This is a genomic window from Acidovorax sp., assembly GCF_034519795.1.
GTDB lineage: Bacteria > Pseudomonadota > Gammaproteobacteria > Burkholderiales > Burkholderiaceae_C > Acidovorax.
Genome location: NZ_JAXHOB010000009.1, coordinates 210,589 through 225,131, shown reverse-complemented (window position 1 = coordinate 225,131; position 14,543 = coordinate 210,589). Strand labels below are relative to the sequence as shown.

The following is a 14,543-nucleotide window of genomic DNA, read 5'->3' as shown; positions in this document are numbered from 1 at the left end:
CGGCCTTTCAACGAACAAGCTCAAGCAAATCGTAACTCATTGAGTTACACAAAGTCAAGATGCCCCAAGACACCCGGCTTGCACGACTCATGCACGTGCTGCTGCACATGCACCTGCATGGCGGCACGACAACGTCCGAAACCATCGCGCAGATGCTGCACACCAATCCCGTGGTCGTGCGCCGCACGATGGCAGGCCTGCGCGAGGCGGGCCATGTGGTCTCGACCGGGGGCCGCGGCGGCGGCTGGTCGCTGGCGGCGAACTTCGGCACGCTCACGGTGGCCGACGTCTACCGCGCCCTGGAGCCCTCACGCCCGTTTGCCTTCGGCCCTGCGTCCGACAATCCCGAGTGCCCCGTGGAGGCCGCCACCAACCGCTTTCTGGCCCAGGCCATGGACACGGCGGAGCAGGCGCTGCTGGCCCAACTGGCAGGCAAGCGCCTGATGGAACTGGCCGAAGAGCTGCGTCCCCCGCTCTCCTCGACAACCAAAAGGGCCGCGCCGCGCAGCAAAGGCTAGGTGGATGGGTAGCGGGTGATCTTACCCACGCGGCCCCTTGCCGCCACGGCTGCGTCCAGCCCATGCCATCGCCACCGCAATGCACAAGGTCCCTGGCGCCAGCAGGCCGAGCCAGGTGATGGCGGCCATGGCGCCGTCCATGCCCGCCCAGGTGCAGGCCAGCGACGCAGCCAGCCCCATGCAGCCCAGGATGCGCAAGGCCCGGCGCGCCCTGTGTCCCGCCAAAGCCTGCGGCAGGTGCGCGGCATGCCGGTCCATGGCCAGCGCCAGGGCAACCAGGCCCAGCAGCATGAAGGCACATGCCAGCGCGAGCATCACCGCACCGGTCCCTGACGGCGCTGGACGGCCAGGGCCACCGCGGCGAATGCCAGGCCCAGGGCCAGCGCCCCCAGGTCCATGCCGGCCATCACCCCGTCGCCGGCCACCAACGACCGGCCCAGGTGCCGCTCGCTGGTGGCCGCATTGAGCAGCGGTAGCGCGCCAAAGCCCAGCGCGGCGCACCAGGCCTGGGTGCGCCAGGACTGCGCCGGGACCGTGCAGGCGGCGTGGATGAAGGCCCCGAGCCAGACGGCAAAAAGCACATGCACCTCCGTCGATGCGCGCCCCTCCATGCCAGCCGGCAGCAGGCGGTTGGTCCACAGGTAGGCGGCCATGGCCACCGGCAGGCCCAGGATGGCGGCGGGGTTGAACCGTTGCACCAGCGCGTGGCCGCGCGTGGGCAGGCGCGCCTGGCGCTTGGCGGACCACAGCACCATGCCGGTGGCGATCATCACGCAGCCCAGCAGGCCCGACAGCAGGTACAGCGCACGCAGCACGGGGCCGGCGAACAGGCCCTCGTGCAGGCCCAGCCACAGGTCGCGCGCGGCGCGCGGTGTGGACTGCCAGGCGGGCCGCTCGGCCAGCAACGCGCCGCCCACGCCATCGAACACCAGAATGCCGGCCGAGCGCACTGGGCCTGCTGCGAAGTTGCCGATGGCGCTGATGCGCGCGTTGGCATCGCCCGGGTGCTGCACTTCGATCACCGCCACGGGCGCGCCATGCCATTGCGCCGGGGCCTGTGCCAGCACCTGTGCGATGGGGGCCAGGGCGGCTGGCCGGCCCGAGGCGGGCGCGCTCGCCATGGGAGGGAACAGCTCGCCGTAGAAGGTGCGCACCGCCGCGCCCGGCGCCAGCCCGTACCAGGCGCTGGCGATGAGCGGCATGAACGAGAACATCACAAAGATGAGTCCCGAGTAGCTGATCATGAGCTGGAACGGCAGGCTGGCCACGCTGGCCAGGTTGTGCGCATCCAGCCACGAGCGCTGGCCCTTGCCCAGCCGCAGGGTGAAGAAGTCCGCAAAGAAGCGCCGGTGCGCCACGATGCCGGTGAGCAGGGCCAGCAGCAGCACCATGGAGGCAATGGCCACCACCCCGTCGGCCAGCGCCTGCGGCAGGTAGTGCAGGCGCCAGTGCATCTGGTAGAGCACCTGGCCGCCCCCGGTCCCGCGCACCGCGATGGGCGCGCCGGTCTGTGCATCCAGCCACGCCGCGCCGGTCGCCGCACCCGTCTGCGGCGACCAGGCCACACGCAGGTAGGGTTCGTTGCGGTCCACGGGCAGCTGGATGCTCCAGCGCCGCGCGCCCGGCGCATGGGCCTCAAGGTAGGCAATGGCATGCGCGGCCGCCGGTGCCGGCGCCACGGGGTACTGCGCCGCGGGCAGCTCGGGGCGCATCCAGCGGTCGATCTCGGTATCGAGGTAGCCGGCCGTGCCGGTCACGAACATGAAGTACAGCAGCCAACCGAACAGCACGCCCGCCCAGGTGTGCACCCCGGCCATGGCCGGGCGCAGGGGGTTGCGGGGGACCGGCGTCACAGCGCCCACCAGACGACGACGGCGCTGCCCAGCAGGGTCAGGCCCATGCCGGCCCACGCCCTCTTCGCGCTGCGTGCGGCGAATGCGCCCATGAACGCCAGTGCATAGACCGCAAAGCTCAGCTGCATGGCCACCAGCACCGCATCGGCACGCGGCAGGCCGGCCGGGGCCAGCACGGCCACCGGCAGCACCTGGGCCAGGGCGTAGCCGCCCACGCCACCGGCCAGCAGGCGCGATGCCACCGCCCAGCGCGCGGCGCGGCTGGGGGCATGGGCACCGCGCTCAGGCCTGCTGCCGCCGCGCACTCAGAAATCCATGGAGGCCGACAGCAGCAGGGTGCGGGGCGCGCCCATGGTCAGGCCTTCGCGCGCGGCGGACTGCCAGTAGTTCTTGTCCAGCAGGTTCTCGATGGTGGCGCGCAGCGTGACCGGCATGCCGCCCGCATTGAAGCGGTAGCGCGCACCCACATCCAGGCGGTTCCACGAGGGCAGTTGCTGGGTGTTGGCCACGTCCACGTACTGGCTGCTGGTGTGCAGGGCGCGTGCGGTCAGGGTCAGGCCGGGCAGGAAGGCCGTATCCCATTCGCTGCCGATGTTGATCTGCACCTTGGGCGTGGCGGGCGCGGTGCGACCGTCGTTGGCGCCGCCCTGGGTCTTGGTCTGCTTGCCCTGGGTGAAGGCCACGCCGGTCAGCAGGCGCAGGCCCCGGGTCACCTCGCCCTGGGTCACGACTTCCAGGCCGCGGTTGCGCTGCTCGCCGTCCATGCGGAAGGTCGAGGGCGTGGTCGACGCGTCGAGCACGCTGCTGGGCCGGTCGATCTGGAACAGGCTGGCCGTGGTGACGAAGTTACCGGTGTCGAACTTGGCACCCAGCTCCACCTGCCTGGACTTGGAGGGCGGGAACATCTGGCCCGCGTTGGCCGTGCCGCTGGGCGCGGTGGGCCCTTGCGACAGGCCTTCGATGTAGTTGCCGTACAGCGACATGCCCGCCGTGGCCTTGAACAGCACGGCCGCCATCGGCGTCACCGCGGACTTGCCATAGCGTGCCGTCTGCGCGCCGGTGGCGCCGTCGAGCGTGCGGGTGCGCACCTCCTGGTGGCGCGCGCCCAGGGTCAGCTGCCAGCGCTTGTCGGCGGTGGACACGGTGTCGGCCAGGGCCACGCTGTTCATGCGCGTCTCGCCAGTGCGGGGCAGGTTGCCGCCCAGGGCGATGGCGGGCATGGCCACGGCGGCCGGGGTGTAGATGCTGGACGGGTAGACCGTGCCGTTCTGGCGCAGCAGGCCGTTGTCCTGCGCGTAGCCGGTGGCGCTGAGCACCCATTCATGGCGCAGGCTGCCGGTCTGCGCCTTGCCGCGCAGCCCGGCCTCGGCCGTGCGCGTGTTCACGTATTCCTTGAGCCGGTAGGGCCGGGCCATGAGCGCGCCCTGCGCGTTCTGCAGCTGCGAGGTGGTCTGCAGGCTGTCGAACTCGTAGCGCATGCTGCCCAGCGCGCCGTAGGCCACCAGGCCGGGGGTGATGTCCACCTCGCCGCGCACGATGGCGGCGCGTTCCTCGGCGTCCCAGTAGCTCCAGCTGGGCTGGAAATTGATCTTGTTGCCCGGTGCCGCCGCAATGGGCGTGCCGGCAGCGGGTGGGAAGAGAAGGCTGCTGCGCCCATGCGTCACGCGGTTCTGGTAGTTCAGGTCAGCCTCCAGGCGCACGCGCTCGCCCTGGTAGTCCAGGCCCAGGGCCAGGGCGTCCACCCGTTCGCTTGCGCCATCAATGGGCGTATCGCCCGAGCGCTTGGCGGCATTCAGGCGCACGCCCCACTCCTGCTCGGCACCGTAGCGGCGGCCGATGTCGGCATGCACGCCGAACTGGCTGTCCTCGGCGTACGAGGCGGTCACGCGGTTGAGTGGCGTGGCGCCCGCGCGCTTGGGCACCAGGTTGATGCCGCCGCCCACCGAGCCGGCCGGCGCCATGCCGTTGAGCAGCGCGCCGGGGCCGCGCAGCACTTCCACCCGCTCCACGCCGATCAGCGAGGCGGCGTTGCGCGGCGACAGGCCGTACAGCCCGTTGTACGACACGTCGTAGTTGAACACCGTGAAGCCGCGGATGTTGAACTCCTCGCGGCCTGCGTTGCGCCCGTAGGTGTTGCGCACCGAGGGGTCGTTGACCAGCACGTCGCCGATGGTCTGCGCCTGCTGGTCGTCCACCAGCTTGGCGGTGTACTGGGTGGTGCTGAAGGGCGTGTCCATCACGTCGCGGTTGCCCAGCACGCCGAGCTTGCCGCCGCGGGCCACCTGGCCGCCGGCATAGGGGCCGGGCAGCGCATCGGGCGCCGTGGCGGTCACCGAGACGGTGGGCAGCACGGCGGCGCCGGCCGGCCCTGCGGACGGGGCCGGGGCAGCCGGGCGCACCAGCACGGCACGGTCCTTCACCGAGCCTTCCAGCCCGCTGCCGGCCAGCAGCCGGTCCAGCGCCTGCTGGGCCGTGAGCCGGCCCGACACGGCCGGCGCCGTCTTGCCCGCCACCAGCCCGGCCGGAAAGCCCAGTTGCAGATCGCCCTGGCGGGCCAGCTCATTGAGCGCCTGGGCCAGCGGTTGGGCGGCGATGGTGAAGCTGCGGGCGCCTTCCGGAGCTGCGGCAGCGGCCTGCGCATGCACGGCCTGGGGCTGGCCTGCGGCAAGGCCCAGGGCCAAGGCTGCGGCCAGGGCCAGGGGGGAGGGACGGAAACGGCAAAGGGGCGCGGTGCGCAGCATGGGCGGGGACTCCTGGGTCAGCAATGGAAGGGGCGTGCGCGCTGCATTCAGCGCGCCGCCACCCCCTGTAGACGCACGACCGGGGCGAACCCGCACGTCCTTCGCAAAATTTCTTTGAAAAAATCAGCGCGCCACGATTTCGGTGCTGCCGCCCTGCTGCGGCACCAGCCGCACGGGCAGCAGGTGGGGCAGGAATTCGGCAAACCGCTGGTGCTGGCGCAGGCTGTAGCTGCCCCCCACGGGCAGGGCAGCCACGGCCGGGTCGCGCACCACCAGGCCCGTAGGGCCGTAGCGCTCGAACTCGGCCAGCGCCTGGGCCAGCGGCGTGCGGTCGAAGCTCACGCGCCCGCTGCGCCACTGGGCCACGGCGGCGGGGGCCACGCTGGTCACGGTGCCCATGCCCGCGTCCTGTGCGGCCGCGCCTTCCAGCATCTGGCCGGCGGTCAGCTCCACCATGGCCGGGGCCAGTTGCCCAGCTTCGGCTTGGCGCTCCACGCGCACACGGCCCTCTTCCACCGCCACCACGGTGCGCCCCGCCCCCACGCCTTCGGCCGTGTGCCGCACCGAAAAGCGCGTGCCCAGCACCGTGATGCGCAGGCCGCCGGCCAGCACGTGGAACGGGCGGGCCGGGTCCGGGTGCACGGCGAACATGGCCTGGCCGTCGGCCAGCGCCACCTCGCGCCGGTCGCGGTACAGCCGCGCGGTGAGGCGCGTGGCCGTGTCCAACTGCACGGTGCTGCCTGCGGCCGCAGCGTCGGGCAGCGTGGCCACCAATTGCTGGCCGCGCTGCGATGCATAGGCCTGCTCGAAGGTGGGCTGCAGCCACCAGCCGAACCAGCCCGCCCCGACCACCGCCACGGCGACCAGGGCGGCAGCGGCATGTGGAATGAAAGGGCGGACACGGCTTTGCCAGAAGCCGCTGCGCTGGGCCTCGTACCGGGGCAGGCCGGCGCGCAGCCGGGCCGCATCGTGCGCCGGCATGTTCCGCACCCCGAGCAACGTGGCGGCCATGGCATCGAGCGCGGGCGCGTGCCGCGGGTCGGCCGCCAGCCAGGCCTGCAGCGCGGCCAGGCCCTGCTCGTCCAATCCGCCATGGCGGCGCACGGCCCAGGTCGCGGCCGTGTGCTCCAGCGCCTCCTCCTCATCGCCCACGCCCTGCCCTGCGGGCAGGCTGCCCGCAGCGTGGTCGAGGGAATGGACGGTGGTGGACATGTTCGGAAAAGCCGCGACTATAGACGCTGGCGGGCCAAAGACGTGGAAGAAAAAGCAGCAGAACGCTCAGGCGCCCGGCCCCTGCCCCTGCCCCTGCCCCTGCCCATGGCGCCGGCAGGCCAGCGTGCCGCGCACCACGTGCTTTTCGACCATGCTGACCGAAATCCCCATGCGCTCGGCGATCTCGGCCTGGGGCAGGCCGTCGATGATGTGCAGCACGAAGGCCTCGCGGCAGCGCGGCGGCAGGTTCTCGATCACCTTCACATAGCCATGCACCGCCTGCTGGCTGGCCAGGGCCTCCTCGGGCTGCAGGTGGTGTGGTGCGGGTGGCTCCTGCGCCTCCGCCACCAGGTCCAGGCTGTCGTGGCTCCGCACCTCGGCACGGCGGTGCTGGTCGATGACCAGGTTGCGCGCCGTGCGGTACAGCAGCGCGCGGCCGTCCAGCACCGGTTGGCCCGTGTGCTGGGCCGACAGCACGCGGGCATAGCTCTCCTGCGCCAGGTCGGCCGCCGTGTCACGGTCGCCGACCTGGCGGTGCAGGAAGTTAAGCAGTTCGCGGTAGAAGCGCTCGAGCATGGCGGGAACACGGTGGACGGCGGCGACCGGTGGCAGCCCCGGCATGCAGGTGGCGGTGGTGGCACGCCACAAAAATAAGAATCATTCTAATTCGAGATGCGATCAACCGCAGACCGCCCCAGGCGCAGTCTCCAATGTGACGATTTGTGACCGCCTGCCCGTGTTTTCCCGCAAAGGCAGGGCCAACGGGCGCCCGATACTGGTTTCGCCGTCGATGGGGCCGTGCGCACACCTGCATGCTGTCTGGTTGGTTGCCTGCCTGTTTTTGCCGCCTGCCGGCTGCGCTGCAGCCCCGTCGAGGGACACACCTACAAGACCGACAGGAGACAACGCCGCATGCCCATCCACCACCCTGCGCCGCTGGCGCGACCACCGTCCCTTCCCACACGCCGCCGCGTGCTGTCCTGCGCCGCCGCAGCCACCACAGTGGCCCTGCCCGGCTGGGCGCTGGCACAGCAGACCGAGCCCTGGCGCATCGGCCAGACGGCCGCGCTCACGGGCCCGCTGGCCTTCCCGTTCGTGGAGATGAACAAGGGCATTGCCGCAGCCTTCCAGGAGGTCAACGAGCGCGGGGGCATCGACGGGCGGCGCCTGCAGTTCGCCAGCGCCGACGATGGTGGCGACCCGGCCAGGGCGGGGGCCAACACGAAGAAGCTGCTGGAGGAGGACAAGGTCTTTGCCCTGCTGTCCTGCGGCGGCACCACCAGCGTGATGGGCGCGCTGCCCGTCGCCATGGCGGCCAAGGTGCCGGTGATCGCGCCGGCCACAGGGTCGGACGCGCTGCGGCCGTTCAACCCCCTGGTGTTCCATGCGCGCGCCAGCTATGCGCAGGAGCTCCACAAGATCGTGCAGCAGTTGGGCTCCACGGGCTTCACCAAGTGTGCGGTGGCCTACATCGACAACCCCTTTGGCAAGGCCACGCTGGCGGCCTTCGATGCAGCGGCCAAGGCGCACAACAACAAGGACTGGAAGGCCTTCCTCCTGCCCGAGACGCCCGACGGCGTGGCGCGCACGGTGGACGAGATCACCGCCTGGCAGCCCACGGCACTCATCTCGCTGGCGGTCGGTGCCGTGGGCATACCGTTCTACCAGTCGCTGCGCCAGCGCGTGAAGGCGCCCGCGTTCTCGATCTCGTTCCTGGGTTCGCGCCCCCTGCTGGCGGCGCTGGGTGAGTCGGCGCGCGGCATCACCGTGGCCCAGGTGGCGCCCAACCCCGACAACGTGGCCAAGCCCGTCGTCAAGGCCTACCGCGACGCCCTGAAAGCCAGCGCGGCCGACGCCCAACCCGGCTATTCATCGCTGGAAGGCTACCTGAGCGCGCGCCTGATGATCGAGGCCCTGCGCCGCGCAGGCCGCACCGCATCGCGCGAAAAGCTCATCGAGGCGCTGCACACCATGCGCCCCTACGATCTGGGCGGCTTCGAGCTGCGCTACGGCCCGCAGGACCACAACGGCACGGACTTCGTGGAGCTGTCGTTCTTCAACGGCGAGCGGTTCAGGCGCTGACGGATCACTGCGCGAACGCAAAGCCCTGGTTGCGAAAGGTCTGCACCGGCAACGCCAGTTGGGCCTGGGCCTGTACCTTGCTGCGCAGGCGGCTGAGCAGCCCTCCCCGGCCCACGTAGGACATCCTCTCTAGTTGGGCCCGGAACCGCCGGATTGGGCGTTTGCGTGGGTAGGATGGGGCATCGTTCATTCAGTTGCCCCCCTCACCACCATGCCTGCGATCGGTCTCCCCTGGCCACCCAACCTCCAAATCGACGGATCGACCTACCTGGTCCGGCCGCTGGCGCTGGCTGCGCCCTCGAATGTGCCGGAGCGGGTCTTCATCTTCGAGGAAGACGGCTCGCCCGTGCTGACCGTGCGCCGTGACTGGTCCAGCTACCCCGAGGCGCTCTACACCGCAGAACAGAAGCTGCGGGAGCATTTGGCGCCCACGCCGATCAATGTGTTTGGCGGCTGATGGGGGCGGCTTTGTCGAAGGCCGTGTGAAGACCCCAGGGCATTGACACCACTGCCCCGCAGTGGCTATTCATCGACCGATTCGCGCGTGATCCCGCGCGCCACACAGCACTGGTGCAATTCGCTGGTGGCCAGCATGCCCTGCTGCAGCGGGTAGGTGACACGTGCCACCAGGCACTCGTCATCCGGCTGCGACAGTATTTCCCCCGACCGCCCTGCGCCCAGCGCCGTCCAGAACTGCAGTACCCCGATGGCGTCCGTGTTGGCGTGGGCGAATCTTCCGTGGGCCACCTTGCGAGCGCGGGTGAATTTGAAGGTTTCGGATTGGGTACGCATCGGCTTTGCAGGTCAGAGTAACAGCGAGGACAAACAGCCTTCGCATGGTGTACTGCCTGGGCGGAACTCTGTGTAGGCGAACACCGCAAATACCCACCGAGGTGCGGCCCTACCAGGGCAGTGGCTGCCCGCTGTAGGCGTAAAAGCCCCCGGTGCATTCGGGCGTGAGCCCGTCGATCACCCGCAGCATGTCGGCCGCCGCGTCTGCCGCCGGCCGGCCGATCTCGGCGCCGCGAAACGGGGCCGACAGGGCCGAGTCCACCGTGCCCGGGTGCAGCGCCACCAGCGCGGCCTGGGGGTTGCTGCGCTGCACTTCGATGGCGGCGGTCTTCAAAAACATGTTCAGCGCCGCCTTCGAGGCGCGGTAGCTGTACCAGCCGCCCAGGCGGTTGTCGCCGATGCTGCCCACCTTGGCCGACAGCACGGCCAGCACGCTGCGGTCCCTGGCCAGCAGCGGCGCAAACTGCGCCATGGCCAGCGCCGGGCCCATGGCGTTGGTGCGCAGGCAGGCCTGCATCTGCGCATAGTGGAGCTGGCCTAGGCGCTTTTCGGGCATGCCCTCGGGGCCGTGCAGCACGCCGGTGGCGACGACGACCAGGTGGAACGGGCCCTGCGGCGCCAGCACTGCCGCCGCCTCGGCCACCGTGGCTTCGCGCTCGAAATCGATGGGTGGCACCGTGCTTCGTCCCAGCCCGACCACCAGCGCGCAGCGCGGGTCGGCCTGCAGGTGCTGCACGAAGGCACTGCCGATGCCGCCCGAGGCACCCAGGACGAGGGCGCGAAAGCCCGGCGGGAACGAACGAAGGTGGTCTGTCAGCATGTCAAAGGGAGGCCCATACCCCCATCATGCACCAGGGCCAAGCCATCGTTCTCAGGGCCATTGCAGCCGGGTGGGTTCGCGATACTGCGAGCGCGGCAGCGCGCTGGCCGCAGGCCCACCCGCCGTGCGCACCAGCGCAGCCTCTGCAGCCCCGGGCTCCTGCACACCATGCACGAAGAACCGTTCCACCAGCGCATAGTGCTCGGGCACGTTGAGGGCCGGGGCATGGCCGCAACCGGGCACCTCGATCACGCGGGCCTGGCCGCGGGCGCCGGGGCCACGCGTGAGCATCTCGATGGTGGTTTCGCGCAGCACCAGGTCGGAGTCCTCGCCGCGCAGGCACAGCACTGGGATGTCGAGCGCGTCGTAGTGGTCCCAGATCAGGTAGTCGTTGGCATGGTGGGTGAACTGCTGCACCATGGCGGGGTCGTAATGCGGGGTCACCCGGCCGTCGGGCAGGCGGCGGGTGCTGGTCTCGGTCAGGCGGCGCCACTGCGCGTCGCTGAGCCAGCCATAGGGCTGGTAGACCTGGCGGAAGAAGGCCTCCAGCTCGGCCACGGTATCGAACGCGGGCGGCTGGCCGGCATAGGCCTTGATGCGCCCGAGCGCATCGTCGGCCAGGCGCGGCGCGTTGTCGTTGAGCAGCAGGCTGCGGATGCGGCCCTTGAGCCCCGGCTCGAACAGGCCGGACGCACACACCGTGCCGATGGCCCCGCCCATGGAAGTGCCCACCCAGTGCGCCTGCTCGATGCCCAGCGCATCGAACAGCCCGGCCGCAATGCGGGCGTAGGAGCGCAACTGGTAGTCCTGGGCCGGCTCGCGCGCCCACTGGCTCAGGCCCCGGCCGATGGTGTCGGGGCAGATCACGCGAAAGCGCGGCGCCAGGTGGGCGGCCAGGTCGTCCATGTCGCGGCCGGTGCGGGCCAGGCCGTGCCAGGCCACCACCACCGGGGCATCGGGCGCGCCCCATTCGGTGTAGTGGATTTCATAGCCGGCGCAGGTGGCATAGCGCGATAACGGGGTCATGGTGGACAACCTTGTGAGTCAGTGGATTGGGGGAGCGGACGGTGGTCCGCCCTACTTCATTAATCGGCCGTTGCTGCCGATGACGGTGACTTCGACATACCGCGAGCCGATGCGGTTGGTGGGCGAATAGCCCAGGCTGACGCCGCCCAGGTCGTAGTTCTGCAGCGATTCAAGCGCCTTGACCACCTTGGCGCGCGTGGGCGCAGGGCCGGCGCGGCGCAGCGCCTCGACCAGCACCTTGGCACCCAGAAACTGCTCGAAGCTGGTGTAGTTGACCTCGGCCTCGGGCGCGTACTTCTTGAGCAGGGCCTGGTACTCGCGCACCACGGGCAGTTGCGGACGGAAGGGGTAGGGCACCACCTGGCTGATGCCCAGGCCGTGCGCGTTCTTCAGGCCGGCGAGCTTCACGAGCTCGGTCGGGTCCACCACCGAGATGTTGTACAGCTGCGCGCCGCCACCCTGCTCGCGGTAGCGCTGGATGAAGGCGGCCGCGGGCTTGTTGACGGCGATCATGATCACGGCATGCACGTCGGCGGCCTTGATCGCCTTGACGGCATCGTCCACCTTGTCGGTGTTGCGCTCGTAGCCGGCCGAGACGACGAGTTTCAGGTTGCGCCGCGCCAGCGCCGCCTCCACCCCCGCCAGGCCGGCCTTGCCGAAGCCATCGTCCTGGTACATCACGGCCACGCGGTTCATGCCGAGCGTAGTGAGCTGCTGCACCATGTGCTCGGCCTCGTCGCCATAGCCTGCGCGCACGTGGAAGATCCAGGGGTTGAACGGGCTGCGCAGCGACTCGCCACCCGTGTAGGGCGCCACCAGCGCGGCACCGCCCTGCTCCAGCACGCCGTCGGTCAGCAACTGCGTGACGTTGGCCGTGCCGGCAAAGCCGTAGAGCGCCACCACCTCGGGTTTGGCCAGCATCTCGCGCGTCAGGCGCACGGTGTCGGGCACCTTGTAGCCGTCGTCCACCACCCACTGGCGGATGGTGGCGCCATGCACGCCGCCCTGGGCGTTGATGGCGTCGAAATAGATCCTGCCGCCCAGCACCATCTGCGTGCCCGTGCTGGCCAGCACGCCCGACAGCGGCGCGACCTGGCCCACGACCAGTTCGGCGCCGCGCACCTGCGCCGCCGCCGGCAGCGCCATCAGTCCTGCCGACCCCAGTATCGCGAGCGCCGCGCCCATGCGGCGGCCCCATGTGATCCATGTGTTCATGTCCGTCCTTTGTGCCACCGGGCGCGGCAACGCGCCCTGGCAGCTTTTTTGTGGTGGTGGTGGGTCGTGGTTCTTATTCGGGGATGGCAATGGCTCCGGCCGTCACGGCGATGGCGTTGCCTGCGGTGGGCACATCGGCCAGCGGCGGCACGTTGGCGGCGGTGATGGCCGGGGCGCTGCCCGGCGTGCCGCCGCGCGGCACGGTGCGCACCACCTGGCTGGCGGGCAGCGCCTTGCCGGTGGCCAGGTGCTCGTACACGGCGTCGAGCGCGCGGTTCAGGTAGACATGCAGCGGCACATAGCGCGTGTCGTAGCCGGGCAGCACCGTGGGCAGGCCGATGAAGCTGTCGAAATGCTGGGCGTTGGCCACCTCCACATAGCTCAGTTTGCTGGCCGCGCCCTCCACGCGCTTGTTGAGCGCGGTGTAGGGGCGCGAGGTGTGGCTCACGGGCAGCAGCGCATCGGCCCGGCCGTGCACGATGATGGCCGGCTTGCCGCGCAGGTTGCCATTGCGGCGCGTTTCATCGACACCGGCCTGCAGCTTGCGGGCCGCGGCATCGCTGCCGGTGACCAGGTTGCGCAGGCACACCGCGCCCTCGGTGTTCCAGTCGAAAGCGCCGCTGTCGGCCACCGACAGGAAGTCGCGCGCCGGGCCCTGCTTGGCGCGGTTATTGATGAGCTGCACGCCGCCGGCCGGTGGCACGCCGTTGCCGGTGGCGAACATGCCGGCGAGCGCCGTGGGTGGCGCCAGCGGCGCGACCGCACCGGCTGCCGTGGCCCCTGCGTAGCTGAAGCCGCACAGGTGGTCCTGCACGCTGGCACGCGAGAGCGAGTTGGCAAAGGTCACGGCCACGGCGGGCGCGACCTCGAAGGCCGCGAGCGAGGCGTGCAGGTCATTCGACTCGGGCTCCCAGCCGTAGGCGCGCAGCTTTTGCAGCGATTCTTCGGCCTGGGCCGCCGTGCTGTCGGCCGTGAGCAGGCCGCGTGCGCGCAGGGCCGCACAGCGCCCCGGTGCGATGGGCAGGGCCGCGCCGGCAAAGCCTGCGGCAAAGGCGGCCGCGTATGGGCTGGTGCTGACCGAGGGCGCCAGCGAGGCGCAGGCCTGGTACAGGTTGGCCTGGGTGGTGTAGTCGATCAGCGGGCGGCCCGTGACGGCAATCTGCGTGCCGCCGCGCTGCACCGTGACGCCCGGGTTGGCAGGCAACTCCACCGCAGGCTCGGACACGGCGACGCCGCTGATCAGGCCTTGTGTGTCCAGCTCGGCTGCCGCGATGGCCGCGCCGCCGCCGTTGGAAATGCTGGACGCAATGACGATGGTGTTGCCCGGTGTGAGCGATTTGATGCGCTGGCCCGACACGGTGAGCGAACCGTAGCGCTCGTTGAGCACGTAGTAGCCGAACTCCACCGCCTGCAAGGTGGTCGTGCCCCAGTCCTTTTCGGCGTTCTGGCCCGAGTGGGCGTGCTTGAAGGCGAAGCGGTTGGGCGTGGCGGCGTTGAAGGCCGCGAGCTGCGCGGGCGTGAGGTTGGCGTTGAAGGCCGCGCTCTTGCCGGCCGCTGCCGCCGTGGTGCGCATGCCGTCGATCAGCGGCACCGTGTCGTTCTGCAGGTCGTGCGGGGCGGCGCCCGTGCCCTTGTCGGAATAGGCCACGGCGCAGCCGCGCTTGAGGCCCCACTCCCCCGTGGAGATGCCGCCGTACACGCCGCGCGAACCCGAGGCTGTGGCGGTGATCATGCACGGCCGTGCGGGGTTGAAGCTGTCGGGCACCTGCACCATCAGGGTCACGTTCTGGCGGCCACTGCCGTCGTCGGCATAGGCGATGTACTCGGTGCCGGGCACCTTGCCATCGCCCGTGGTGACGCGGCCCTGGGCATCGACGTTGGGGCCGTAGAGCGTGCCGTAGCCGCCGGCGGCCGTCATGTCCAGCATGGCGCGGTAGTTGTTGTAGATGGCGGCACGGCGCAGTTCGGCACCGGTGGGCTTGAGCGCATCGGCATACGCGGGCGGTGTGGCCGAAGCCAGGCCGCTCGCACCCAGGCCGGCGGTCAGCAGGTCGTTGCTGCTGCCGTCGTAACGGGTCTCGCTGATGCTGCCCAGGTAGGCGGGCCGCGTGTTCGCCCCGCCCGTGCTGTCACTGCCCCCACCGCCACCGCAGGCTGCGAGCACTGCGGCGGACACGGCCACCATCGCGGTTCTTTGCGTCGTCTTTTTCTTCAGGCAATTCATTGCGCTTGTCTCCGAGTTGTGTTTTTCTGAACTTCTGGAACGCAGCTTCACCCCGGCCAG

Annotated in this window: 14 protein-coding genes; 3 read left to right on the top strand and 11 right to left on the bottom strand. The window is 70.3% G+C overall.

The window, feature by feature from the left end; translation table 11 throughout:
* Positions 1-59: 59 nt before the first annotated feature.
* Complete coding sequence (locus U5N23_RS11740) at positions 60-518, top strand: Rrf2 family transcriptional regulator (protein ID WP_322592989.1); 459 nt, start codon at positions 60-62, stop codon at positions 516-518.
* Between the two features lie 21 nt (positions 519-539).
* Here the strand turns inward: U5N23_RS11740 and U5N23_RS11735 are convergent, their stop codons facing one another.
* From U5N23_RS11735 to U5N23_RS11710, 6 genes are all read right to left on the bottom strand, one after another.
* Positions 540-833, bottom strand: a complete 294-nt coding sequence (locus U5N23_RS11735; RefSeq protein ID WP_322592988.1) for a DUF3325 family protein — start codon at positions 831-833, stop codon at positions 540-542.
* Positions 833-2,371, bottom strand: a complete 1,539-nt coding sequence (locus U5N23_RS11730; RefSeq protein ID WP_322592987.1) for a PepSY-associated TM helix domain-containing protein — start codon at positions 2,369-2,371, stop codon at positions 833-835. Before U5N23_RS11730 ends, U5N23_RS11735 begins: the two co-directional genes overlap by 1 nt.
* Entirely contained in the window at positions 2,368-2,676 is a 309-nt protein-coding gene (locus U5N23_RS11725; RefSeq protein ID WP_322592986.1) for a DUF3649 domain-containing protein, read from the bottom strand. Before U5N23_RS11725 ends, U5N23_RS11730 begins: the two co-directional genes overlap by 4 nt.
* Positions 2,677-5,112 carry a TonB-dependent receptor gene (locus U5N23_RS11720; RefSeq protein WP_322592985.1) on the bottom strand — a complete coding sequence of 812 codons (2,436 nt, stop codon included), beginning with the start codon at positions 5,110-5,112 and terminating at the stop codon, positions 2,677-2,679.
* A 123-nt stretch (positions 5,113-5,235) separates the two neighbouring features.
* Complete coding sequence (locus U5N23_RS11715; RefSeq protein ID WP_322592984.1) at positions 5,236-6,324, bottom strand: FecR family protein; 1,089 nt, start codon at positions 6,322-6,324, stop codon at positions 5,236-5,238.
* Between the two features lie 66 nt (positions 6,325-6,390).
* Complete coding sequence (locus U5N23_RS11710; RefSeq protein ID WP_322592983.1) at positions 6,391-6,900, bottom strand: sigma-70 family RNA polymerase sigma factor; 510 nt, start codon at positions 6,898-6,900, stop codon at positions 6,391-6,393.
* A 336-nt stretch (positions 6,901-7,236) separates the two neighbouring features.
* Between U5N23_RS11710 and U5N23_RS11705 the strand changes: the two genes are divergently transcribed.
* On the top strand, positions 7,237-8,406 hold the full coding sequence (locus U5N23_RS11705; protein ID WP_322592982.1) for an ABC transporter substrate-binding protein: 1,170 nt from the start codon (positions 7,237-7,239) through the stop codon (positions 8,404-8,406).
* A 211-nt stretch (positions 8,407-8,617) separates the two neighbouring features.
* A complete protein-coding gene (locus U5N23_RS11700) occupies positions 8,618-8,863 on the top strand; it encodes a hypothetical protein (protein ID WP_322592981.1) in 246 nt (81 codons plus the stop codon).
* A gap of 65 nt (positions 8,864-8,928) precedes the next feature.
* On the opposite strand, the gene U5N23_RS11695 is transcribed toward U5N23_RS11700, so the two are convergent.
* From U5N23_RS11695 to U5N23_RS11675, 5 genes are all read right to left on the bottom strand, one after another.
* Positions 8,929-9,198, bottom strand: coding sequence for a hypothetical protein (locus tag U5N23_RS11695; RefSeq protein WP_322592980.1), 270 nt, complete (start codon positions 9,196-9,198; stop codon positions 8,929-8,931).
* A 109-nt stretch (positions 9,199-9,307) separates the two neighbouring features.
* A complete protein-coding gene (locus U5N23_RS11690) occupies positions 9,308-10,018 on the bottom strand; it encodes an SDR family NAD(P)-dependent oxidoreductase (protein ID WP_322592979.1) in 711 nt (236 codons plus the stop codon).
* Between the two features lie 51 nt (positions 10,019-10,069).
* The gene (locus U5N23_RS11685) at positions 10,070-11,044 is read right to left on the bottom strand and encodes an alpha/beta hydrolase (RefSeq protein WP_322592978.1); all 975 of its coding nucleotides are present in this window, start codon (positions 11,042-11,044) and stop codon (positions 10,070-10,072) included.
* 51 nt (positions 11,045-11,095) lie between these two features.
* Positions 11,096-12,259 (bottom strand): ABC transporter substrate-binding protein, encoded by a 1,164-nt coding sequence (locus tag U5N23_RS11680; protein WP_322592977.1) that lies wholly within the window; start codon positions 12,257-12,259, stop codon positions 11,096-11,098.
* A gap of 73 nt (positions 12,260-12,332) precedes the next feature.
* Entirely contained in the window at positions 12,333-14,483 is a 2,151-nt protein-coding gene (locus U5N23_RS11675; RefSeq protein WP_322592976.1) for a D-(-)-3-hydroxybutyrate oligomer hydrolase, read from the bottom strand.
* Between the last annotated feature and the right edge of the window lie 60 nt (positions 14,484-14,543).